Origin of the sequence: Nocardia shimofusensis NBRC 100134 (assembly GCF_001613125.1) — a bacterium.
In the GTDB taxonomy this organism is placed as follows: Bacteria; Actinomycetota; Actinomycetes; order Mycobacteriales; family Mycobacteriaceae; genus Nocardia; species Nocardia shimofusensis.
Genome location: NZ_BDBT01000001.1, coordinates 83,214 through 103,951, shown reverse-complemented (window position 1 = coordinate 103,951; position 20,738 = coordinate 83,214). Strand labels below are relative to the sequence as shown.

At 69.3% G+C, this 20,738-nt stretch carries 21 protein-coding genes; 13 read left to right on the top strand and 8 right to left on the bottom strand.

The window, feature by feature from the left end; all coding sequences use genetic code 11:
- The first annotated feature begins 11 nt into the window (after positions 1-11).
- The 5 genes from NS3_RS00525 (at position 12) to NS3_RS00505 (ending at position 3,608) form a co-directional block, all read left to right on the top strand.
- Positions 12-893, top strand: coding sequence for an enoyl-CoA hydratase family protein (locus NS3_RS00525; RefSeq protein WP_084494919.1), 882 nt, complete (start codon positions 12-14; stop codon positions 891-893).
- A gap of 5 nt (positions 894-898) precedes the next feature.
- Positions 899-1,528 carry a TetR/AcrR family transcriptional regulator gene (locus NS3_RS00520; RefSeq protein WP_067852717.1) on the top strand — a complete coding sequence of 210 codons (630 nt, stop codon included), beginning with the start codon at positions 899-901 and terminating at the stop codon, positions 1,526-1,528.
- Positions 1,529-1,720: 192 nt separating this feature from the next.
- Positions 1,721-2,071, top strand: coding sequence for a hypothetical protein (locus tag NS3_RS00515; protein ID WP_067852166.1), 351 nt, complete (start codon positions 1,721-1,723; stop codon positions 2,069-2,071).
- 312 nt (positions 2,072-2,383) lie between these two features.
- On the top strand, positions 2,384-2,701 hold the full coding sequence (locus NS3_RS28165) for a helix-turn-helix domain-containing protein (protein WP_084494962.1): 318 nt from the start codon (positions 2,384-2,386) through the stop codon (positions 2,699-2,701).
- Between the two features lie 10 nt (positions 2,702-2,711).
- On the top strand, positions 2,712-3,608 hold the full coding sequence (locus NS3_RS00505) for a type II toxin-antitoxin system HipA family toxin (RefSeq protein ID WP_067852163.1): 897 nt from the start codon (positions 2,712-2,714) through the stop codon (positions 3,606-3,608).
- A gap of 5 nt (positions 3,609-3,613) precedes the next feature.
- Here NS3_RS00505 and NS3_RS00500 read toward each other — a convergent pair whose 3' ends face one another.
- Positions 3,614-4,117 carry a DinB family protein gene (locus tag NS3_RS00500; protein ID WP_245649372.1) on the bottom strand — a complete coding sequence of 168 codons (504 nt, stop codon included), beginning with the start codon at positions 4,115-4,117 and terminating at the stop codon, positions 3,614-3,616.
- A 205-nt stretch (positions 4,118-4,322) separates the two neighbouring features.
- Between NS3_RS00500 and NS3_RS00495 the strand changes: the two genes are divergently transcribed.
- Together NS3_RS00495 and NS3_RS00490 are read left to right on the top strand one after the other, a co-directional pair.
- Positions 4,323-6,866, top strand: coding sequence for a 2Fe-2S iron-sulfur cluster-binding protein (locus NS3_RS00495; RefSeq protein ID WP_157101087.1), 2,544 nt, complete (start codon positions 4,323-4,325; stop codon positions 6,864-6,866).
- Positions 6,867-6,999: 133 nt separating this feature from the next.
- On the top strand, positions 7,000-7,563 hold the full coding sequence (locus NS3_RS00490) for a hypothetical protein (protein WP_067852157.1): 564 nt from the start codon (positions 7,000-7,002) through the stop codon (positions 7,561-7,563).
- 64 nt (positions 7,564-7,627) lie between these two features.
- Here NS3_RS00490 and NS3_RS00485 read toward each other — a convergent pair whose 3' ends face one another.
- The 4 genes from NS3_RS00485 to thiD all read right to left on the bottom strand — a co-directional run bounded on the left by NS3_RS00485 (position 7,628) and on the right by thiD (position 13,246).
- Positions 7,628-9,739, bottom strand: coding sequence for a glycosyltransferase family 39 protein (locus NS3_RS00485; protein WP_067852155.1), 2,112 nt, complete (start codon positions 9,737-9,739; stop codon positions 7,628-7,630).
- Positions 9,736-11,136, bottom strand: a complete 1,401-nt coding sequence (locus NS3_RS00480) for a bifunctional glycosyltransferase family 2/GtrA family protein (protein WP_084494961.1) — start codon at positions 11,134-11,136, stop codon at positions 9,736-9,738. Before NS3_RS00480 ends, NS3_RS00485 begins: the two co-directional genes overlap by 4 nt.
- Before the next feature lie 153 nt (positions 11,137-11,289).
- Complete coding sequence (locus tag NS3_RS00475; RefSeq protein ID WP_067852715.1) at positions 11,290-11,931, bottom strand: class I SAM-dependent methyltransferase; 642 nt, start codon at positions 11,929-11,931, stop codon at positions 11,290-11,292.
- A gap of 469 nt (positions 11,932-12,400) precedes the next feature.
- The gene (gene thiD / locus NS3_RS00470) at positions 12,401-13,246 is read right to left on the bottom strand and encodes a bifunctional hydroxymethylpyrimidine kinase/phosphomethylpyrimidine kinase (RefSeq protein ID WP_067852153.1); all 846 of its coding nucleotides are present in this window, start codon (positions 13,244-13,246) and stop codon (positions 12,401-12,403) included.
- Positions 13,247-13,349: 103 nt separating this feature from the next.
- Between thiD and NS3_RS00465 the strand changes: the two genes are divergently transcribed.
- From NS3_RS00465 to NS3_RS00450, 4 genes are all read left to right on the top strand, one after another.
- Positions 13,350-14,498 (top strand): GTP-binding protein, encoded by a 1,149-nt coding sequence (locus tag NS3_RS00465; RefSeq protein ID WP_067852151.1) that lies wholly within the window; start codon positions 13,350-13,352, stop codon positions 14,496-14,498.
- A 62-nt stretch (positions 14,499-14,560) separates the two neighbouring features.
- A complete protein-coding gene (locus NS3_RS00460; protein ID WP_067852149.1) occupies positions 14,561-15,772 on the top strand; it encodes a cytochrome P450 in 1,212 nt (403 codons plus the stop codon).
- Positions 15,769-16,359 (top strand): TetR/AcrR family transcriptional regulator, encoded by a 591-nt coding sequence (locus NS3_RS00455; RefSeq protein WP_067852147.1) that lies wholly within the window; start codon positions 15,769-15,771, stop codon positions 16,357-16,359. Before NS3_RS00460 ends, NS3_RS00455 begins: the two co-directional genes overlap by 4 nt.
- A gap of 52 nt (positions 16,360-16,411) precedes the next feature.
- On the top strand, positions 16,412-16,912 hold the full coding sequence (locus NS3_RS00450) for a cupin domain-containing protein (RefSeq protein ID WP_067852145.1): 501 nt from the start codon (positions 16,412-16,414) through the stop codon (positions 16,910-16,912).
- 143 nt (positions 16,913-17,055) lie between these two features.
- Here the strand turns inward: NS3_RS00450 and NS3_RS00445 are convergent, their stop codons facing one another.
- Together NS3_RS00445 and NS3_RS00440 are read right to left on the bottom strand one after the other, a co-directional pair.
- Positions 17,056-17,859, bottom strand: coding sequence for a thioesterase family protein (locus tag NS3_RS00445; RefSeq protein ID WP_067852143.1), 804 nt, complete (start codon positions 17,857-17,859; stop codon positions 17,056-17,058).
- Between the two features lie 131 nt (positions 17,860-17,990).
- A complete protein-coding gene (locus tag NS3_RS00440) occupies positions 17,991-19,247 on the bottom strand; it encodes a KasA/KasB family beta-ketoacyl-ACP synthase (RefSeq protein WP_067852141.1) in 1,257 nt (418 codons plus the stop codon).
- 39 nt (positions 19,248-19,286) lie between these two features.
- Between NS3_RS00440 and NS3_RS00435 the strand changes: the two genes are divergently transcribed.
- Complete coding sequence (locus NS3_RS00435) at positions 19,287-19,844, top strand: TetR/AcrR family transcriptional regulator (RefSeq protein ID WP_067852139.1); 558 nt, start codon at positions 19,287-19,289, stop codon at positions 19,842-19,844.
- Here NS3_RS00435 and NS3_RS00430 read toward each other — a convergent pair whose 3' ends face one another.
- Positions 19,845-20,288: a MarR family winged helix-turn-helix transcriptional regulator gene (locus tag NS3_RS00430; protein WP_245649370.1), complete on the bottom strand. Its 444-nt coding sequence runs from the start codon at positions 20,286-20,288 to the stop codon at positions 19,845-19,847. It lies immediately after the preceding gene.
- Positions 20,289-20,342: 54 nt separating this feature from the next.
- On the opposite strand from NS3_RS00430, the gene NS3_RS00425 reads away from it, so the two are divergent.
- A complete protein-coding gene (locus NS3_RS00425; RefSeq protein ID WP_067852711.1) occupies positions 20,343-20,732 on the top strand; it encodes a PPOX class F420-dependent oxidoreductase in 390 nt (129 codons plus the stop codon).
- Positions 20,733-20,738: the final 6 nt, after the last annotated feature.

Genomic DNA, 20,738 nt, shown 5'->3' with positions numbered 1-20,738 from the left:
AGGAGAGCACGATGTCCGATGCCAGGCCGTCCGAAGGCACAGCGTCCGAAGGCGCAGCGTCCGAAGGTACAGCGCCCGAAGGCGCGTCGTCGGGGACCGCGTCCGGCGCCGGGGTATCCGGGCAAGCGGCTCCGCTTGTTCGCTACGAGGTCCGTGACCGTTTCGCGGTCCTGACCTTGGACTCCCCGCACAACCGCAACGCACTGTCGACCCGGCTGGTCGCCGAACTGCTGCGCGGTCTCGACGACGCGGCCGCCGACCCGGCGGTGCGCGGCATCGTGCTCTCCCACACCGGCAACACCTTCTGCGCCGGCGCCGATCTCACCGAGGCGAGCGACGCCGATCCCGCCGTGGCCGCCGACCAGCGGACCAGGACCATGATCGACGTCCTGCGCAGGCTGGTGGAATTGCCCAAGCCGGTCGTCGCGCAGATCGACGGCAATGTCCGCGCGGGCGGCATGGGCATCGTCGCCGCCTGCGACCTGGTCGTGGCCGGGCCGTCCAGCTCCTTCGCCCTCACCGAAGTGCGCATCGGCCTGGCCCCGTTCATGATCTCGCTGACCCTGCTCCCGCGCCTGGACCCCCGCGCGGCGAGCCGCTACTACCTGACCGGCGAGAAGTTCGACGCCGCCGTCGCCGAGCAGATCGGCCTGGTCACGGTCACCGCCGACGACCCCGCCGCCGAGGTCGCCCGGCTGTGCGCCGAACTGCGCAAAGGCGCGCCGCAGGGCTTGGCCGAGGCGAAGCGGCTGGTCAACGCCGCCGTCCTCGCCGAGTTCGACCGCTCCGCAGAGGAATTGGCGCAACGCTCGGCCTCCTTCTTCGGGACCACGGAGGTGCGCGAGGGCATGACGGCCTTCCTGCAGCGCCGACCGCCGCACTGGGCAGAATGACCATCATGGCGACACCGCACGAACCCAAGCAGGACCGCAGCCGGGCCACCCGGCAGCGGCTGCTCGAGGCGACCATCGACTGCCTGGCCGAAATGGGCTGGGCCGCGGCCACGGTCTCGGTGGTCGCCGAACGCGCGGGCGTCTCCCGTGGCGCGGCCCAGCATCACTTCCCGACCAGGGAAGAGCTCATCACCGCCGCCCTCGAGTACATGTTCGACATCCGCACCGAACAAGCCCTCAGCGAAGCCGAAGCCCTCGCCGAACACCTCGACGGCATCGCCCGCACCGAGGCGGTCGTCACCGGTCTGGTCGAATCCTGTACCAGCCCTTTGTTCAAAGCGGCCCTCCAGGTCTGGACCCACGCCGCCGCCGACCCCGCCCTCCGCGAACGCATCGTCCCCCTGGAAGCCCACTTCGGCCGAGCCTCCCACCGCCGCGCCGTGGAAGCCCTCCGAGTCGACGACTCCGACCCCGTCACCCACCACCTCGTCCAGGCCACCCTCGACCTCGCCCGTGGTCTCGGCCTGGCCGACGTGCTGACCGACGACTCGCAGCGGCGTAAGCAAATCGTTCACCAGTGGGCCGCCACCCTCCACACGGCACTCGCCGCAACATCGGCCGCGGAACTCGGCTGACGTCTGCCAGGAGTGCGCGCGAGGAGCCCTGTCGGCGGCTCAGGGACCAGCGGGAAAGGTTCGGCCGACCTGTGACCGAAAAATCGTCAACGGCAATCGGATTGGACTGGTTCTCAATCGGGCACAGAACATCAGACGTGAGAACATCGCGTCGCTGTAGGTGAACCAAGGTCGGATGACGAGAGGAACACCATGAAAGCGCCGAGGACGCTGCTGAGCGTCGCTGTCGCCTTCGCGGGGCCCGTGCTGATGGCGGGTGCCGCGCTTGCGGACGAGCAAGAACTGCCGCCCCCGCCGCCGCCCCCGGCGGTCGACGTCGTAGCGGGCCCGAACTGGATGGTCGTCACCGTCACGCCGCTCGGCGGCGACGCTGCCGATGCCTGCTCGATCGACCCCTACAACGGCACACCCGAAACGCAGAGCATCCCGGTCGCCCCCACCGGGAACGTCTTCGTCGACAACGTCCCCGTCGGCACGCACACCGTCTCGGCCTGGTGCCCGAACGGCGGGATCGCGACAACGACGGTGGAGATCACGGGCTGACCTGACGTACCAAGTCCGAACAACGAGTCCACCCGGCGTATCCGCGCCGGGTGGGTTCTTTCGTCAGCGTTCAGACGCCCGTGGCTCCGTCGATGCGTTCGCGGATGAGGTCGGCGTGGCCATTGGCGGGAGTGCTGGGCTGCGAGTTCGGCACGCTTATCGTTGCTATGCGGACGATAATCCTGGGTTAGGTTATGGCGGTCCTGGTGTGTCATAGTTATCGTTGCCATATCAGTGATAAGAAGGCGGTTGGCACTCTCTGGGGTGCGGCAACGCTGTTATCGTTGTTTCAGCACCGATAGGAGTGTCATGATGACCAGGCCTCAACCACGTCGACGTACACATGCTGAGACGGGACCGCTGTCCGAGTTCGGCACTTATGTCGTCGAAAGACGCTTAACGCTCGGTTTGACGCAGCAGGACGTGGCCGATCTCGCCGATGTCGGTTTGTCGTCGGTGCGCACGCTCGAAGGCGGCAAGAGCTCTCCAACGCTGACCGTGACGCTCCGCATTCTCGATGCTCTTGGACTGACTCTGGTCGCTCTTCCCACCGGGAAGGCCGTCGAACTGCCCGGACAGACAGCCCAACTGCGGCCTGAGAGCGGGGTGAAGAATGGTCGCCTGGCCTGACCCGGAACGTATGCGCGACATCGCAGAAGCCGATGTCTACAAATCGGGTCGATTCGCGGGTACTTTGCGCCGCGAACGAGACGACATCGTCTTTCGGTACGCCGAGGCCTATCGCGCCGACACCGACGCCCCACAGGTGGCTTTCACGCTGCCGAAACGCAACGGCATTTTCCGGTCGACCGGTGGATCAGTTCCCGCATTCTTCGCCGGCCTCCTGCCCGAAGGGGCACGGCTCGCGGTGATCGAGAACTTCTTTCTCGACATGGCTGCGGCGTGCGGCATTCGGGTACCAGACCATCGCCTGGCGACCGATCGCAACGGCCAGACCGCGCTGTTCGTCGAGCGGTTCGATCGTGTGCCCGGACCCGGTGGCGTCCGCCGTCTCGCTCAGGAAGACGCTTGTCAGGTCCTCGATCGATACCCGGCTTCGAAATATCGGATCAGTCTGCAGGAGGCGATCATCGGTCTCGCCGAGGCCGTGCAGGCAGGGGCTGGTTCGCGACGGTCGGCTGTCCTGCACATGCTCGAGATCGCGGCGTTCAGCTATCTCATCGGCAACGGCGACTTACACGGAAAGAACTTGTCGATTCGGCAAGCGCCGGGAGGTATCTGGGAAGTAACCCCGGCTTACGACCTGCTGACGACACAGCCGTACCTGTCATGGAAAGACCCGATGGCGCTGTCACTCTTCGGCCGAAACAACAAGCTGCATCGCCGCTGGTGGCTCGAAGCTGCCGAGCGGCTGGGCGTTCCGGCACGTGCTTGCGATCGCAGTCTGAATCGAATCATCGAGGCAGCCGAACCCTGGATCGATCGCGTCATCGAAATCGGGTTCGAAGAAGAATGGTCGAAGCGCCTTGCCGCGCTCATCGCGGAACGCCGAGACCACCTGCGTCAGCCTTCCTGAGCGGTTCAGATGCCTGTGGTTCCGTCGATGCGTTCGCGGATGAGGTCGGCGTGGCCGCAGTGGCGGGCGTACTCGGCGATCATGTGCGTGTAGATCCAGCGCAGGCTCACCTGGTCATTCATGAACGGACTCGTGTCATCCAACTGGCGGGTGGCGCAATTACGGCGGGCGTGGGCGATCTCGTCCTGCCAGATGGTCAGGGCGGTGTCGTACGACGATTGGTCGGATACCTCGAAACCGCCACTGTGCCCGGCGGTGCCGACGTGAATCGGCGGGGCGGACTCCCCGGTGAGGACCCTGCGGAACCAATTGCGTTCGACCTCGGCCATGTGCTGAACCAAGCCGAGCAAGGTCAGCGGAGAAGGCGCCGCGGCGGCGGTACGCAATTGAGCATCGTCGAGCCCCTGGCACTTGACCACCAGCGTTGTGCGGTAGAAGTCGAGCCACGATTCCAGCGTGGCGCGCTCGTCGGCGTTCAGGGGCGGCATCGGCCGTTCATGGATCGTCACGAACGTCGATGGTGCCAGTACGGTCGGACATCAACTCTCACTCATCATCTCGGCCCGGTGCCCGATCGGCGGGACCGACGAGGGCGACTGCGCAAGTCACGGGCGCTCCCGGCGCCGGCGCCTCGAACTGGCACCAGCCGATTCCTGTGGACTCGCCGTAGCGGATACTGACCTTCGGACGACGACGACGTCGGAGGTGCGGACAGTGGCAATCGATCAGGTGGGCCGAGGACATGCGGTGGTGCTCGGCGCGAGCATGGCCGGGTTGCTCGCGGCGCGGGTGCTCAGCGAGAGCTTCGAGCGGGTCACCGTGATCGAGCGCGACGACCTGTCGCAGCCGGGAGACCGGCAGGGGGTCCCGCAGGGGCGGCACGTGCACGCGCTCCTGGCGCGGGGCAAACAGATCTTCGACGAGCTGTTCCCCGGCTTCACCGAGCAGACGCTCGCGGACGGGGCGGTCGAGTGTCGCTCGCTCACACAGATGCGGATGACGATCGCCGGGCAGACCTTGCGGCAGGCCGATGCGGGCTATTCGTTGCTCCAGGCCGGCAGGCCGTTCCTGGAGTGGCGGGTGCGCGAGCGCGTCCGCGCGCTGCCGAACGTCACGATCGTGGACGGCTGCGCGGCGTCCGGACTGCTCGCCGCGGACGGGAACCGGCGGGTGCGCGGGGTCCGGCTCGAATCCGCATCGGGCGGGGTGCGGGAGGTCGAGGCGGATCTGGAGGCGGATCTGGTCGTCTCGTGCATGGGCAGGCACGGTCCGATCGAGGACTGGCTGGAGGGACTGGGCTACGAGCGTCCGCGGGCCGACGGCGTGCGGATCGACATGAAGTACGCCAGCCGGTACGTGCGGCTGCCCGCGGGCGCGGTCGCCGACAAGGAGATCGTGGTCGCGAACCAGAATCCCGCGCGCGGGCTGGCGCTGTTCGAGGTCGAGGGTGACCGGCACATCCTCACCCTCATCGGCTACGGCGCGGATCACCCGCCGACCGACGACGACGGGTTCTGGCGGTTCGCGGCCTCGGTCGCCCCGCCGGACGTGCGCGAGGCGCTGCTCGACGCGGAGCCGCTCACGCCCGTCTCCACCTACCGCTACCTGGCCAATCAGCGCCGCCGCTACGAACTGCTGACCCGCTTCCCGGACGGCCTGCTCGTGATGGGCGACGCGGTGTGCAGTTTCAGCCCGGCGTTCGGTCAGGGCATGAGTGTCTCGGCGCTGCAATCGCTGTGCCTGCGGCGAGTGCTCGCCGAGCCCTCCGGCTCCCCGCTGGCCGCGCGCTGGTTCGGCGCGGTCGCCGCCGAGATCGACGACGCGTGGATGATCACCCGGCTGTTCGACCTGGCCATGCCGCATGTGGACGACGGCGGCCGGATTCCGACGCGCGCGCTGGAACTCGCCACCCGTGCCGCCATGTCGGTGGGCGCGCGGGACGCGCTGGTGGGCAGGCAGATCGCGCGCATCGCGGGGCTGCTCGACAGGCCGGTCAGTGTGCTCGACCCGAAGCTGCTCGGTCGCGCCGTGGCGGCGCTCGGCGCGGTCGGAGGTCTCGCGCTGCGCGATACCGCCCCGGTGCGGGCGGTCGTGTCGGCACTGCCCGAGGCCCTGCGCGGGCGGGTGGATCGACCGGCGGTCGTCGCGATTGCGGCCTCGTCCGGGTCGCCGGGCTTCGATCCGATGCCCTACGGTCCCGCCCGTGGCTTCCATCGGTTGACCGTCCGCGCGGTGCACCCGGACACCGCCGACAGCGTCGTCGTCGAATTCGATGTGCCCGAACGCCTTTCCGAGCGCTTCCGGTATCGCGCCGGTCAGCACGTGGTGATCCGGGGAGCGAGCCCGGCGGCCTCGGTGCGCCGTACCTACTCGCTGTGCGAGGACCCCGCCGCGGGCGCCCTGCGCATCGCGGTCAAGCGCCAGGAAGGTGGCTTGTTCTCCGCCTACGCGGTGGGCGAGCTGGCCCCCGGCAGCGTCCTGCACGTCTCCGAGCCCGCGGGCACGTTCACCGTCGACCCGCGCCCCGCCTGCCGGTATGTGGCCGTCGCGGCGGGCAGTGGCATCACCCCGATCATCGCGCAGGTCGCCGCACTGCTGGCCGCCGATCCGGACACCACGGTCACCCTGCACTACGGCAGCCGCGACGACCGCGCCATCATGCTGAGAAAGCAACTCGACCATCTGCTGGCCCGATACGCCGACCGGCTCCGGATCGTGCACCACCTCTCCCGCGGCAACGCCTACCCCGCCGACCCCGGTTTCCGCTCCGGCCGCCTCACCCCGGAGGTCGTCGCCGCCGAGGACGCCGACCACTGGCTGCTCTGCGGCCCACGCACACTCGTCACCGACACCGTCGACGCCCTGCGCGCCCGCGGCATCCCCTCCGAGGCGATCGCCTTCGAATTGTTCGACACCGCCCGCCCGACGGCGCGGGGCGCCGCAGACGGTGAAAGTCCGACCAGCGCCGTCACTCTCACCGGCGACGGCTTCGAATTGCGCTTCGACATGCCGCGCAGCGCGACCGTGCTGGACGCGGCACTGCCGCACCGCGAAGACCTGCCCTATTCCTGCCTCGGCGGCTCGTGCGGAACCTGCCTGGCCGCAGTCGAATCCGGCGCCGTGGAACTTCCCGACGACCCGCTGCTCGCGCTCACCGATGCCCAGCGAGCCGTGGGCCGGACGCTGCCCTGCGTGGCCCGCCCGACCACGGACAACCTGACCCTCCGCTTCGTCGACCCCGACTCGTCGCCGAGCTGAGTGTCGGACCGTTCTCCCCTCTCATTGTTCGCGCAGGAGACACTTATAGTTCGCACATGAAACGAATCGTTCTGTGTCTCCGATGATTCGGGCAGCACCCGTCACTCGGCGGGGCCCTTCCCTCGGAGGAGATATGAAGCGATCCGTTCTGCTCATCGCCGCCACGGCCACCGCCGCGGCCGTGCTCACCGCGTGCGGCGGCGAAGACGCCTCCGACAAGGGCTCCGCGGCCTCGACCACCGTGTCCACGAGCGCCTCGGCCCCGGCGACCACCCCCGGCGCCCCGGTCCCCGGTCCCGACGCCGGAACCGCGGCCCCCGCTCCCGAGACCACCGTGCCCGCTCCCGAGGCGACGGTGCCCGCTCCGGAGCCGACCGTGCCCGGCGATACCGGCGTGACCGAATCCCCGGCGCCGTCGGAGGACCACTGTGCCGTGGTGACAGACGAGTATCTGATCACCTCGCTACGCATGACGGGTCCCCCCAACTCCCTGGTCCCGCTCCAGGACTCGCGCTGCACCGGCACCTTCGCCTCGGCGAACAACTGGCCGGAGGGCGCCCTCCATCCCGAGCTGTACCTGTTCCAGTACTCGGAGGCGCACGGGCACTGGCGCTTCATCGAACACGGCTACGGCGGCATGGACTGCGCCGGCAAATACGGCCTGTCGCCGGAGGCCGCCTCGATCCTCCGCTGCTGACCGCGCCTGCTCACCCGCTGACCTACCGGTCCTGGTCCAGGAGAACCGGGCGCGGTTCACCTGATCACTCCCGGGCGGTCAGGTCGTAGACGGTCACGCCGTCGACCTCGATGGCGGTGAAGTTCTGCTCGACCCAGTCGCTGATCCGTGAGCTCTCCGACTCGGAGCTTCCGCCCGGGCCGCCGCGGCTGCCGCCGAGGAAGTAGTGGATCTCGCCGTCGCGCACGTACTGCTGGAACTGTTCGAGGGTGGGCGACGGGTCGCTGCCGTTGAACCCGCCGACGGGCATGACGGGCATGCCGGTCGCCAGCTGCACGCCCGCGGCGCTGTTGGACCCGACGGCTGCGGCGACCCAGGTGTATTGCGAGGCATCGGTTTCCATCAGGGCGACGAGTTCGTTACCGGCTGTGGTGGCGCCGAGGAGGCCGCCGGGGCCGCCCGGCATGCCCGGGCCGCCGATCATTCGTCCGTCGGTGGGAGCGCCTGCCTGCTGTCCGGCGGCGGAATCGTCCGGCGCGGCGGATCCGCTCGAGTTGGGTGCGGCACCGAGGGCCGGGACGGTGTCGTCGGTCGATCCATCGCCGGGCAGCTCTTGTCCGGGGAACAATCCACCGGGCGGCGGGGAACCGCCGGGCATGGCGCGCATCTCGCCGGGCATCCGTGGTCCGGGGCCGCCCCAGCCCCCGGTGGCGGGGCCCGCGGTGGGGATGGAGCCCTGATGGGAGTCGGCGAGGGTCTGGACGGTGTAGGCCACCGGCCCCGCGAGGCTCGCGAAAGCCGCTGCCACCGCGATCCCGGTCAGCACTTTGCGCGGAACGGGGACGAGCACACCGAGGGCGGCGGCGAGGCCGGTCACCAAAATCGCCCAGCGCAGCCACGGCACGAAATCCGCGCTGCGCGACAACAACATCCATGCGATCGTCGTGCTGAGGGCCACAGCGGCCGCGAGGGCGAGCCGCACCCACGGCCGGTCGCGCTCGCGCCAGGCCGGTACCGTTCCCGCGCCCACGAGAGCGGCGATGCCGGGGGCGAGGGCGACCGTGTAGTACTGGTGGAAGATGCCCTGCATGAAGCTGAACACCAGGCCGGTGACGATCAGCCAGCCGCCCCACAGGATCAGCGCGGCGCGCTTGTCGTCGGTGCGGGGAGCGCGGCCGCGCAGCACGAGGCCGGTCACCAGCAGGAGCAGTGCGGCGGGGATCAACCAGGCGATCTGACCGCCCTGGGCATTGTCGAACATCCGGGTGATGCCGGTCTGCCCCCACATGCCGTTGCCGCCGGGCGGGAGTTCGCCGCCGGGGCCGACGCTGCCGGTCTCGTGACCGTTGAGCCTGCCCAGACCGTTGTATCCGAGGGTCAGTTCGACGATCGAATTGTTCTGCGAGCCACCGATCCACGGTCGCGACGACGCGGGCCACAGTTCCACCGCCAACAGCCACCAACCGGCCGCGACCACCATCGCCGCACCTGCCGCGAACAGCTGGGCGATGCGCTTGCCGAGCCGTGGCGGCCCGGCCACCAGGTAGGTCAGCGCGAGCGCGGGCACCACCAGCAGGACCTGCAACTGCTTGGCCAGGAAGCCGAAGCCGATGAACGCGCCGGTCAGCACCAGCCACCGCCAGCGCCCGTCGTCCACCGCGCGGGTCATCGCCCACGCGGCCGCAACCATCAGGAAGATCAGCAGCGCTTCGGGATTGTTGAATCGGAACATCAACGCCGCCACCGGGGTCACCGCCAGCGTCAGCCCCGCCAGCAGGCCGGCGGCGGGACCGAACACCTTGCGCACGGTCGCCCACAACAGCGCCACGCTGCCCACGCCGAGCAACACCTGCGGCACCAGCATGCTCCAGCTGTTGAGCCCGAACAGTCGCGCCGACAACGCCATCGGCCACAGCGAAGCGGGCGGCTTGTCGACGGTGATCGAGTTCGCGGCGTCGGAGGAGCCGAAGAAGAACGCCTTCCAGGATTCGGATCCCGCCTGCACAGCGGCCGAATAGAAGGTGTTGGCCCAGCCGTTGGCGGAGAGGTTGTAGAGGTAGGCCGCGGTGGTGCCCACGAGCAGCAGTGCCAGCAGCACGTATTCGCGGCGGATCGACAGGTGCGCGCGCGGATCGGGCTGTGCGGGCGAGAGGTTCGGCGCGGCGGGGTTCGATGATGCGGTAAGGGTGTCGGTCACCAGGCGGCTCCTGACTTGTCGTCGGTGCGAGGGGTATCGGCCGTGCGCGCGGCGCCGCGAGCGTGGTCGTGGAAACCGAGGAGATCGGCTGTATGGGAGGGATCCGCGCTGTCACCGGAGTGAGCACGACCGGCGGGGTCGCTCGGCGTGTGGTGTCGGCGGACCATCCCGTCACCTCCCGCGTCGCGGAACACCCAGCGCAGGCCGACGAAGCGGGCGATGGTGGCGACCAGGTTGGCCGACACCAGCACGCCCAGCTCGACGAACACGGGCGCGTCGGCGGCCCAGCGGTGCAAGGCGAACAGCGAGCCGCTGGTCACCAGCAGTCCGAAGCAGAAGACCAGCAGACCTTGGAACTGATGGGTGAGCACGCGGGTCGAACCCCGCACGCCGAAGGTGAAGGCGCGATTGGCGGCGGTATTGGCGACCGCGGTCAGCAGCAGGGCGAGGAAGTTGGCGGCCTGCGCGCCCGCGATCGGCTGCAGCAAGAGATACAACAGTATGTAGGCGAGTGTCGATCCCACGCCGACCAGCGCGAAGCGCACCACCTGCCCGACCATGCCGAGGGGGACGCCGGGCACCAGCGGTTCGCGCCCGATGGCCGCGCGTAGTTCCTCCAGCGGCAGTGCGCCGGTGGAGATCGCCCTGGCCAGCCGCCAGACGCCGCGCAGGTCTTTGCGCGCGGTGTCCACGATGTCGACGCGGCTGTCGGGGTCGTCGATCCAGTCGACCGGCACCTCGTGGATACGCAGTCCGGCGCGTTCGGCGAGGACAAGCAATTCGGTGTCGAAGAACCACTCGCCGTCCTCGATCAGCGGCAACAGACGGTGCGCCACCTGCGCGCGGATCGCCTTGAAGCCGCACTGCGCGTCGGAGAAGTGTGCGCGCAGAGCGGCTTTCAGGATGAGGTTGTAGCAGCGGGAGATGATCTCGCGCTTGGGCCCGCGCACCACCCGTGACGAGGCGTCCAGGCGGGTGCCGATCGCCAGATCCGAGTGCCCGGACACCAACGGAGCCACCAGCGGGAGCAACGCGTCCAGATCGGTGGACAGATCGACGTCCATGTAGGCGAGCACCTGCGCGTCGGATAGCTCCCACACCGCGCGCAACGCCCGCCCGCGTCCCTTGGCATCCAGGTGCATCACCCGCACCCCCGGCATCGACGCGGCGAGATCGTGCGCGATGCGCAGAGTGTCGTCGGTACTGGCGTTGTCGGCGATGGTGATGCGCGCGGAGAAGGGGAAACCGCCGCGCAGGTACTCGTCGAGGCGGCGCACGCAGGCGCCCAGCCCGGCCTCCTCGTTGTAGACGGGAATCACGATGTCCAGCACGGGCGCCCGGTCTCCGGCAGCGGAACTGTGCGCCGCCGCATCGGCTGTTGCCACGGTCTCGGTCATGAACTCCACGATCGAGCCCGCTGCTCCCGCGCCGCTGGGATGGAGCTGGGAGGTTCCTGGGAACATCGCGCCGGGTACCGGTGCTGGTCACCACATCGCCGCGCGCGGTGGTCGGCATGCCCGCTGCACGAGCATGCCGATGGTGCGGCCTGGTCAGCGGTCGGAATCAGCTTCCGGCCTGCGCAGGCGAAGGACCGTGTCGGCTCGGGCGCCGATCTGCCCTTCGGGGCCGACCATTTCCTGCTCGACACGCTCGCTGGTCTCGACCGACCACGGTCCGTAGGGGTCGAGCAGCGCGAGGGTGCCCTCGATGGTCGGGAATTCGAAGATCGGCGGCTCGGTCATCCAGCTCGGCCAGCCCGCGTGCCCCACGATCAGGAACACCCCGCCCGGCGCGACGGCCTCGGCCGCGCGGAACATGATCGAGTCGCGCTCGCCGGGCGCGGCCACCGGGGAGTGCAGGAATTGCGCGGATACCAGGTCGAAGGTGCCTTCGGGGAAGGTCTCGAGCAGGTTGTGCCGGACGAAGGTGATGCGATCGGCGACATCGGCGTCGGCGGCGTGCTTCGCGGCGCGCTCGAGCGCGGTCGCGGAGATGTCGGTGGCGGTGACCTGCCAGCCGCGTTCGGCCAGCCAGATCGCGTCCGCGCCCTCACCGCAGCCGAGGTCGAGTGCGGTGCCGGGGGTCAGTGCGTCGGCTTCGCGGGCGAACAGCGGGTTCACCTTGCCCGACCAGATGTTGTCGCGCTCGCGGTAGAAGTCTTCCCAGAACTGTTCGGGCGTGGGCTCGGGCATGCTTGTCTCCTCGTCACGTGGTGCGGTGGGGCTCGTGACGTGATGGTGCTCGCTCGCCGTGCCGGTCGGCAAGTAATGTTGCCGATTCGGCAAAGTATCCGTCGCCTCCACCATGGAACGCCGTTGTCCCGAACCGTCCGCGCCGTTGCGAGTGATGGTGGTGGCGACTGCCGAAAGTATGGGCTCGGCCATCGGCGTGGTCATCGGCTTCGTTCCGTTGAACGGAAGTCCGGATTCGGGAACGGCGCCTGTCCGGGCGTGCGCGCTTGCCTCGCGCTCGGCCAGCGGCACCATGAATCCCCGGCCCGCAGGATGCCGGCCTCGGTGCCGGGCCGGGGTGAGGTGGAGTCGTCGTCACCGGGAACGCCGTTGGTCCGGATTGCCGCGCCGTTGCGGTGGATGGTGGCGGCGACGAACTCAGTATCGCGCCGAGGTCCGACAGGTTTTCCGCACCGGCCGAGCGTGTGGATCAGGCCTGGTGCAGCCGCCAGAGCGGGGAGACCGGGCCGTGCCCGGCGCCCAGGTCGTAGGCGGCGGCCAGGCAGCGACGGGTCCACTCCTTGGCGAAGGCGACCGCGTCGGGCACCTGGTAGCCGTGGGCGAGAGCGCAGGCGATCGCGGCGGCCAGAGTGTCGCCGCCACCGTGGTCGTTGCCGGTGGCGATCCGGGGTGCGGTGAACTCGTGGAAGGCGTGGCCGTCGAACAGCAGGTCGGTGCTGACCTGGGAGGACCGCAGGTGTCCGCCCTTGACCACCACCCAGCGCGGGCCGAGCGCGTGCAGGGCTTCGGCGGCCTTGCGCGCGGAGGCGTGGTCGGTGACCTGGATACCGGTGATCAGCCGCACCTCGTCCAGATTCGGGGTGACGACCGTGGCCAACGGGAACAACGTGTTGCGGACAGCATCGAGGGCTTCCTCGTGCAGCAGCGGATCGCCGTGCATGGAGGCCGCGACCGGATCGACCACCAGCGGGGTCGGCCCGCCGCCGCCGATGCCGACCTCCCGGCACACCTCGGCGACCGCCTCGATGATCGCCGAGGACGCGAGCATCCCGGTCTTGGCCGCCTGGACGCCGATGTCCCCGGCCACCGAGCGCACCTGGTCGGCCACCACCTGCGGCGGGATCTCGTGGAAACCGCTGACGCCCACCGAGTTCTGCACGGTCACGGCGGCCACCGCGACGAGCGCGTGCACGCCGCACAGCGCCATGGTCCGGGAGTCGGCCTGGATGCCTGCACCACCACCGGAGTCGGTGCCTGCGATGGTGAGGACGCGGACCGGGGTCTGTCCTTCGGCGGGGAGGGGCAGCAGTTTCACAACAGGCACATTACGGTCTCGCGGCCAGCCGCGGGGCGGCCGGTCGCGCGGCGGATCGAACCCCGCTTACCGACGATTAATGAAAACGATTATCGTTTACTGTATGACCGAATCCGTGAGCATCGCTCCGCTGCCCGTCACCGTTCTGTCCGGCTTCCTCGGGGCGGGCAAGACCACGTTGCTCAACCATGTCCTCGCCAACCGGGAAGGCCGCCGGGTGGCGGTGATCGTCAACGACATGAGCGAGGTGAACATCGACGCCGCCCTCGTCGCCGGTCAGGGGCACCTCGACCGCACCGAGGAGAAGCTGGTCGAGCTGACCAACGGCTGCATCTGCTGCACGTTGCGCGAGGACCTGGTCGAGTCGGTCGGCAGGCTGGCGCGGGAGGGGCGCTTCGATCAACTGGTCATCGAGTCGACCGGTATCTCCGAACCGATGCCGGTGGCGGCGAGCTTCGAGTGGGAGTTCGAGGACGGGTTCCGGCTCGGCGATATCGCCCGGCTGGACACGATGGTCACCGTCGTGGACGCCTCCACGTTCTTGGCCGAGGTGGTGCGCGGTCAGGCGCTGGCCGAGCGCGATCTGCAGGCGGGCGAGGGCGACGAGCGCACCATCGCCGACCTGCTCGTCGACCAGGTCGAGTTCGCCGACGTGCTGTTGATCAACAAGACCGACCTGGTGAGCGAGTCCGCGGCGGGGACCGTGGAGGCGACCGTGCGCCGGATGAACCCGCGCGCCCGGGTGCTGCGCACCGAACGCGGCGTGGTCGAGCTGTCCGAGGTGCTGGGCACCGGCCGCTACAGCCCGCTGCTCGCGGCCGAAAGCGACGGGTGGGACGAGGAATTGGCGGGCGGTCACGTTCCCGAGACCGAGGAATACGGAATTCGCAGCATCACCTACACCGCCGCGCGCCCCTTCCATCCGGCGCGGCTCGGCGAAGCGCTCGAGCAGATGCGAGGGATGTTGCGCAGCAAGGGATTCTGCTGGATCGCCAGTCGCGGTGAGTTCGCGGCGGTGTGGTCGCAGGCCGGGCCGAACCTCACCTTCGAACCGGCCGCCTGGTGGTCGCAACTGGATGGGGCGCCGGGGCAGGAGATCGTCTTCATCGGGGTGCGTCTCGACGGGGACCGGGTGCGCGGGCTGCTGGACGCCGCGTTGCTCACCGACCAGGAGTTCGCGGCGGGGCCTGCCCGATGGGCGGCCTACGAGGACCCGTTCCCGGCCTGGGGTGCATTGCACGAGCACGCGTGAGTGGCGCCGACTCGAGGTTTACGATGCTAGACAGATAGTGCAATCTGTCTTACCGTCGAAACATGTTGACTCAGAAGTATCACGGCTTTCGGCTGTGCACCGGCGCCACCTGGGCCGCCCCGTGGTCCCTGTACTCGGCGTTGCGTGAGCACGACCCGGTGCACCGCGTGGTTCCCGAGGACAGACCCGAGAACGACTACTGGGTGCTCACCCGGCACGCCCACGTCGTCGCCGCGGCCCGCGACACCGCGACGTTCTCCTCCCGCGACGGACTGACCGTCGAATACGGCGAGCTGGAGCAGATCGGACTCACCGCGAATCCGCCGCTGGTCATGCAGGACCCGCCGCAGCACACCGAGTTCCGCACGCTGGTGGCGCGCGGGTTCACGCCGCGGCGCGTGGAGACGCTCGAGCCGATGGTGCGCGCTTTCGTCCGCGAGCGGCTGGACCTGCTCGCGGACGGCGGCGACATCGTCGAGACCCTGTTCAAACCGCTGCCGAGCATGGTCGTCGCGCACTATCTCGGTGTACCGGAGCAGGATCGGGACAGGTTCGACGGGTGGACCGACGCCGTGGTGGCGGGCGGCGTCGACCGGACGAACGAGCAGGCCGAGGCGGCCTCGACGGACATGGTCGGCTACTTCGCCGAGCTGATCCGGCGCAGGCGCACCGAGCCCGGCGACGACACCGTTTCGCTGCTGGTCCAAGCGGGACTCGGCGCCACCGACGAGGACGTGACCGGTCTGGTCCAAGTGCTCGCCTATGCCTGGACCATGGTCGCCGGCGGCAACGACACCACCACCGGCCTGCTCGGCGGCGCGGTCCAGTTGCTGCACCTGAACCCCGCGCAGCGAGACGCGCTGACCGCCGACCCCGCCCTGATCCGGCCCGCGATCGAGGAGTTCGCCCGGCTCACCTCCCCGGTGCAGGGCCTGGCCCGCACCACCACGCGCGAGGTGGAGATCGAGGGCGTCACGATCCCCGCGGGCCGTAAGGTGCTGCTGGTGTACGGCTCCGCGAACCGCGACGAACGGGTGTTCGGCCCCGACGCCGCCGACCTCGACATCACCCGCAATCCACAGCACATCCTCACCTTCGGCCACGGCCCGCACCACTGCCTCGGCGCGGCCGCCGCTCGCTTGCAGGCTCGCGTCGCGATGGAAGAACTGCTCGCCCGCTACCCCCGCTTCACCGTGGACATCGACGCCGTCGAATACGCCGAGGGCCCCTACGTGCGCCGACCCACCCGGGTGCCGTTCCGGAGCGCGGCATGAGCGGAGACTGGCTCGCCGGTCAGCGCACCGAACTCGCCGCCGAACGCATTCTCGACGCGGTGCGCGGACTGTTCCTGGAACGCGGCGTCGAGGGCGTGACCGGGATCGGCATGGCCGAGGTGGCGGCCGCCGCCGGTTGCTCCCGCGCCACGCTCTACCGGTACTTCCCCAACCGGCAGGAGCTCTTCGTCGCCTTCGCCGGGCGGGAGGCACGGCGCGTCGTCGCCCGGGTGTGGCGGGATCGCGCCGCGGCGACCGACCCTGCCACCGCCCTGCTCGACACTCTCACCGCGATCCTGGCCGAAGTGCGCGAAACCCCGCATCTGGCTGTCTGGTTCCGGCCGGTGAACGCCGGTGTCGTCGCCCAGCTGGCCGACTCCTCGACCGTTGTCGAGGAACTGGCCCGCGATTTCGTCGCCGCGTTGCGGCCCGATCTCGACGCGCCCGCCGCGCGCAGGCTCGGCCGGTGGACCGTGCGGGCGGTGGTCTCGCTACTCACCATGCCCGCACCGGACGCCGATGAAGAGCGGGAGATGCTGCGCGCCTTCGTTGTTCCGTTTCTGGTGGACGAACACATCGCTGTGTGAACGCGGCCCGATGCGAAAGCGGTGAGCCGCACTGCAACTCCAGGAGTCACCGATGACCAGCACCACACAGCACCCGGCCCCTGTTCTCATCCGGTCCGAGAACGCGGCCACGCTTCAGGACGGCGCGCTCAGCCTCATCACGCTGCTCGCCGACGCGGACGCGACCGGCGGAGCGCTCACCGCGAACAAGGCGACATTGACGAAGGGATCGCCCGGAGCGCCCGCGCACTTCCACACCAAGGCCACCGAGATGTTCCTGGTGCTCGAGGGTTCCGCGCGATTCCTGCTCGGCGACAGGGTGATCCGGCTCGGCAGGGGCGACTTCCTGACCGTGCCGCCCACCGTGGCGCACGCGTTCGCCCCGGCGCCGGACGCCGACGCCGAACTGCTCGTGGTCTTCACACCCGGCATGCAGCGCTTCGACTATTACCGGCTGTTGGAGCGGGTCTACCGCGGTGAGGCGACGGTGCAGGACATCCGCGAGAGCTCGCCGTTGTACGACAACCATTACGTCGACAGTTCGCTGTGGCGTGATGAACTGGCGAACAACTGATCTCGCTCGCGTCGATGGTGTCCTGGCGCGGCGTCGAGGGCGAACTCCCGGCCGCGCCGGAAGCTGGGACGGACGGCGGTGGACGCCGCGGCGTGAAGCCGGTCCGGACCTGAGCGACCGGGCCCGCGTGCCGAGTTTCCCGGTCAGCGCGGGCCGAGGAATAGAGTCTGGGTGCTGCGGCCGAGCGGTCCGTGCTCGTCGAACAACGCCGACTCGGCCAGGCCGATGCCGCCGGGCTGCGGGTGGGTGACAGCGTCCAGGCAGACCCATTCGCCGACCGGCTGGCGGTGCAGGGTCACCGTGAGGTCGGTGTTGATGAACAAGTACTTCGACCAGTCGAGCACGGCGCTGACGCCGTTGCCCGAGTCGGCCGCGGCGAGGGTGCGTTCCAGCGGGCTGGGGGTGGTGCCCGCGACGATCGGGTACTTCAGCCTGACCCAGCACACCGCCGGGCCCGGTTCGGCGAAAGATCCTCGCTGGAAGCGGTATTCGATGCCGGTGTGGAATCCGACCGGTTGCAGGGAGGGGAACGGGGTCGGCGGCGGCGTGGTCTCGGGGCGAGGGCGGCTGCCGGTGGGCCGGAACTCCTCGGGCACGTCGAGGTCGGGATCGGCGCGGCGGAAGCGCCACGCGTTGGCCTTCATCACCGGGCCGCGATCGGCCGACAGCGTCGCTTCGAGCAGTTCCACGCTGCGGCCCGGCCTGGTAACCCTGGTCTCGACGGTGAGCGGGGCCAGCGGCACCGGGCCGAGGATCTCCACCGCGACCCGGCCGATCCGGAAGTCCTCGCGCGGTTGGCAGCGCTCGAGCGCGTGGCCGATCAGGGCCGAGGGCGGGCCCGCGTGCTGGGCGTCGGGGGACCACGGTCCCCGGGTGAGTTCGGTGGACAGGAAACGGCCCGGCTGGTCGGGGTCGGGCAGGTAGAAGGCCTCGGGCGCGTCACTCATGGTCGTTTCCCGTCCATCGGGCCGACGGAGGCCGCCGGTCACGGATAGTTCGTTCGGCAAATGATTCTGCCATCTCCCGCTCGGACCGGCCGGTGGCAGCGCCCGTGCGCTCGGCGGCAGCCATGATGCGGTCAGGCGCGGCCGAAGACCAAGGCGACATTGTGGCCGCCGAACCCGAAAGAGTTGTTGATCGCGTAGTCGATCCGCTGCTCGCGGGGCTTGTCGGCGACGATGTCGAGATCGATCGCGGGGTCCGGATGATCGAAGTTGAGGGTGGGCGGGACGATCTGCTCGCGCAGGGTGAGGGCGGTGACGGCGGATTCGAGGGCGCCGGCCGCGCCGATGGAGTGTCCGAGTGCGGATTTCGGGGCGTAGACCGAGGCGTGCGGGAGAACGGCGGTCAGTGCCGCGGCCTCGGAGGCGTCGCCGATCGGGGTGGAGGTGGCGTGGGCGTTGGCGTGGGTGATGTCGGCGGGGCTCAGACCTGATGCGCGGATGGCTTGACGCATGGCCCGCGCCGCGCCGTCGCCGGTCGGGTCGGAGGCGACGATGTGGTGGGCGTCGGAGGTGATGCCCGCACCGAGCAGCCTGGCGTGGATCTTCGCTCCACGGGACCGCGCGTGCGCTTCCGATTCGAGGACGAGCAGGGCGCCTGCCTCGCCGAAGACGAAACCGTCGCGATCGGCGTCGAAGGGTCGCGACGCCCGTTCCGGTTCGTCGTTGCGGGTGCTGAGTGCGCGCATCATGGCGAAGCTCGCGATCGGAACGGGATGCAGATGGCCCTCGACTCCGCCCGCGACCACCAGGTCGGCCGCGCCGTCGCGAATCAGCCGCCAGCCCTGCGCGATCGCCTCCGAGCCCGAGGAGCATGCCGACACGGGGGCGAAAACCCCTGCCTTCGCTCCGATCTCGAGTCCGACGGTGGCTGCGGGACCGTTGGGCATGATCATCGGCACCGACAGTGGCGAGACCTTGCGGTAGCCGCCCGTACGCATGGCGTCTACGGCGTCGATGAGTGCGTCGCCGCCGCCGAGGCCGGTGCCGATCGCCACCGCGAGGCGCTCGCCGTCGACCTCCGGTGCGCCGGCGGCCGCCCAGACGCGCCTGCCCAGCACCAATGCCAGTTGTTCGACGTAGGAGAGTCTGCGCTGTTCCAGGTGGGTGAGTCGCTCGGTGGGCCGCTGCGCGAGCCTCCCCCCGATCCGCACCGGAAGGTCGTGTTCAGCGGTGAAATCGGCGTCCAGAGAACCTATTCCGCTGCGACCCTCGAGCAATGCCGACCAGGTCGCGTCCATGTCGTCGGCCAGTGCGGTGGTGGCCGCGTAGCCGGTCACGACAACGGAGCGGAGCTGCGCATCGATAGTTTGTGAAGCGATCGGTACAGTCACGATGACATGAATACCTGTAGCAATCGCTACAGTCAATGCATGGCCCGTCCTCTCGACCACGTGCGTCGTGCCGAACTGCTCGCAGGCGTCGTCGGCTATATCGCCGAGCGCGGACTCGCCGAACTGTCGCTGCGTCCGCTCGCCGCGGAGTTGGGGACCAGTTCGCGCATGCTGATCCACTACTTCGGCACGAAGGAGGAACTGCTGGTGCAGGCACTGGCCACCCAGCGACCGGATCTCACCGCCGTCTTCGCGGACGTCGCCGACATGGCGACCTTGCGTGATCGGCTGTGGGAGTTCTGGCGGTCCAATGCCGACGGCGCGGAATCCACGAGCGTGAAGGTTCTGCTGCAGGTGCTCGGCGCGGCCTGCGCCGCCGGTGGGCCGTTCCGGGACTATGCCACCGAGGCCATCGCGGCCTTCATCGGGACGCTCGCGGACGGGTTGCGTCGGATCGACTCCGTGGACGACCCGGAAATCGTTGCCACGCTGCTGGTGTCCGGCCTCCGGGGTGTTCTCCAGGATCGGCTCGTCACCGGCGAAGTGGAGCGCACCGATCGTGCGGCTCGTCGGCTGATCGACACCGTTCTCGGCTGACTAGCGGCCGGGTCGGTCGGCGTCGCCTCGGGCGGCGGTGGCGAATCGGGCGAGGAGTTCGCGGAGGGTGTCGCGCTCGGCGGCGGTGAACGCGTCGGCGATGCGGCGTTCGATCGCGGCCGCTCGGCGGTCCGCGGCGTCGAAGGCCGCGCGACCGGCCTCGGTCAGGCGGGTTTCCAGGACGCCGCGGTGCCAGGGATGGGGCGTGCGTTCGACGAAGCCGCGGTCCTGGAGGTTGCGCAGGACCACCGTCATGGCCTGGGGGGTGACCAGGCAGGCGCGCGCGAGAGCCGCCGCGGAGATGCCGGGGTTGTCGGCGAGGGCGAACAGCGCGGCGTATTGCGGGACGGTCAGCGGTTTGACCGCCTCGTGCTTGGCGGCCATCAATTCCTGCTCGGCTCGTTTGAGGTCCAGGCCGAGTCGTTCGTGCGCGGGCATGCCCATGACAGTCAAGAGTAGGGCTGATATAAAAGCTTTGATGGTAATCAAAGCTTGGAGATGCGCATGATTCCCGATAGTCACACCGACCTGTTGACCCGCCCGTTGTTCGCGCATATGGGCACGCTGAATCCCGACGGCACGCCGCAGGTCACTCCGGTCTGGCAGGTGTGGGACGGTGAGTTCCTGCGGCTGACCACGACCACCGATCGCGCCAAACATCGCAATGTCGACCGGAATCCGGTGGTCGCGCTCAGCATCAACGATCCCGAGCAGCCCTACCGGTACCTGGAGGTGCGCGGTGTGGTGGAACGGGTCGAGCCCGATCCCGAGGGCGAGTTCTTCGATGTGCTCGCCCGCCGGTACGGGCTCGAGTACGACAAGCCGGTCGGCGATCATCCCCGGCGTGTGGTCGTCGTCGTCCGGCCGGTGCACGCCACTTTCCAGTAGATCCGG

What these genes read in the sequence shown, in the direction of transcription:
- NS3_RS00525 (WP_084494919.1), top strand. Translation starts at nt 12, where the DNA reads ATGTCCGATGCCAGGCCGTCCGAAGGCACAGCGTCCGAAGGCGCAGCG.
- NS3_RS00520 (WP_067852717.1), top strand. Translation starts at nt 899, where the DNA reads ATGGCGACACCGCACGAACCCAAGCAGGACCGCAGCCGGGCCACCCGG.
- NS3_RS00515 (WP_067852166.1), top strand. Translation starts at nt 1,721, where the DNA reads ATGAAAGCGCCGAGGACGCTGCTGAGCGTCGCTGTCGCCTTCGCGGGG.
- NS3_RS28165 (WP_084494962.1), top strand. Translation starts at nt 2,384, where the DNA reads ATGACCAGGCCTCAACCACGTCGACGTACACATGCTGAGACGGGACCG.
- NS3_RS00505 (WP_067852163.1), top strand. Translation starts at nt 2,712, where the DNA reads ATGCGCGACATCGCAGAAGCCGATGTCTACAAATCGGGTCGATTCGCG.
- NS3_RS00490 (WP_067852157.1), top strand. Translation starts at nt 7,000, where the DNA reads ATGAAGCGATCCGTTCTGCTCATCGCCGCCACGGCCACCGCCGCGGCC.
- NS3_RS00480 (WP_084494961.1), bottom strand. Translation starts at nt 11,136, where the DNA reads ATGACCGAGACCGTGGCAACAGCCGATGCGGCGGCGCACAGTTCCGCT.
- NS3_RS00475 (WP_067852715.1), bottom strand. Translation starts at nt 11,931, where the DNA reads ATGCCCGAGCCCACGCCCGAACAGTTCTGGGAAGACTTCTACCGCGAG.
- NS3_RS00465 (WP_067852151.1), top strand. Translation starts at nt 13,350, where the DNA reads ATGACCGAATCCGTGAGCATCGCTCCGCTGCCCGTCACCGTTCTGTCC.
- NS3_RS00460 (WP_067852149.1), top strand. Translation starts at nt 14,561, where the DNA reads ATGTTGACTCAGAAGTATCACGGCTTTCGGCTGTGCACCGGCGCCACC.
- NS3_RS00455 (WP_067852147.1), top strand. Translation starts at nt 15,769, where the DNA reads ATGAGCGGAGACTGGCTCGCCGGTCAGCGCACCGAACTCGCCGCCGAA.
- NS3_RS00450 (WP_067852145.1), top strand. Translation starts at nt 16,412, where the DNA reads ATGACCAGCACCACACAGCACCCGGCCCCTGTTCTCATCCGGTCCGAG.
- NS3_RS00445 (WP_067852143.1), bottom strand. Translation starts at nt 17,859, where the DNA reads ATGAGTGACGCGCCCGAGGCCTTCTACCTGCCCGACCCCGACCAGCCG.
- NS3_RS00435 (WP_067852139.1), top strand. Translation starts at nt 19,287, where the DNA reads ATGGCCCGTCCTCTCGACCACGTGCGTCGTGCCGAACTGCTCGCAGGC.
- NS3_RS00430 (WP_245649370.1), bottom strand. Translation starts at nt 20,288, where the DNA reads ATGGGCATGCCCGCGCACGAACGACTCGGCCTGGACCTCAAACGAGCC.
- NS3_RS00425 (WP_067852711.1), top strand. Translation starts at nt 20,343, where the DNA reads ATGCGCATGATTCCCGATAGTCACACCGACCTGTTGACCCGCCCGTTG.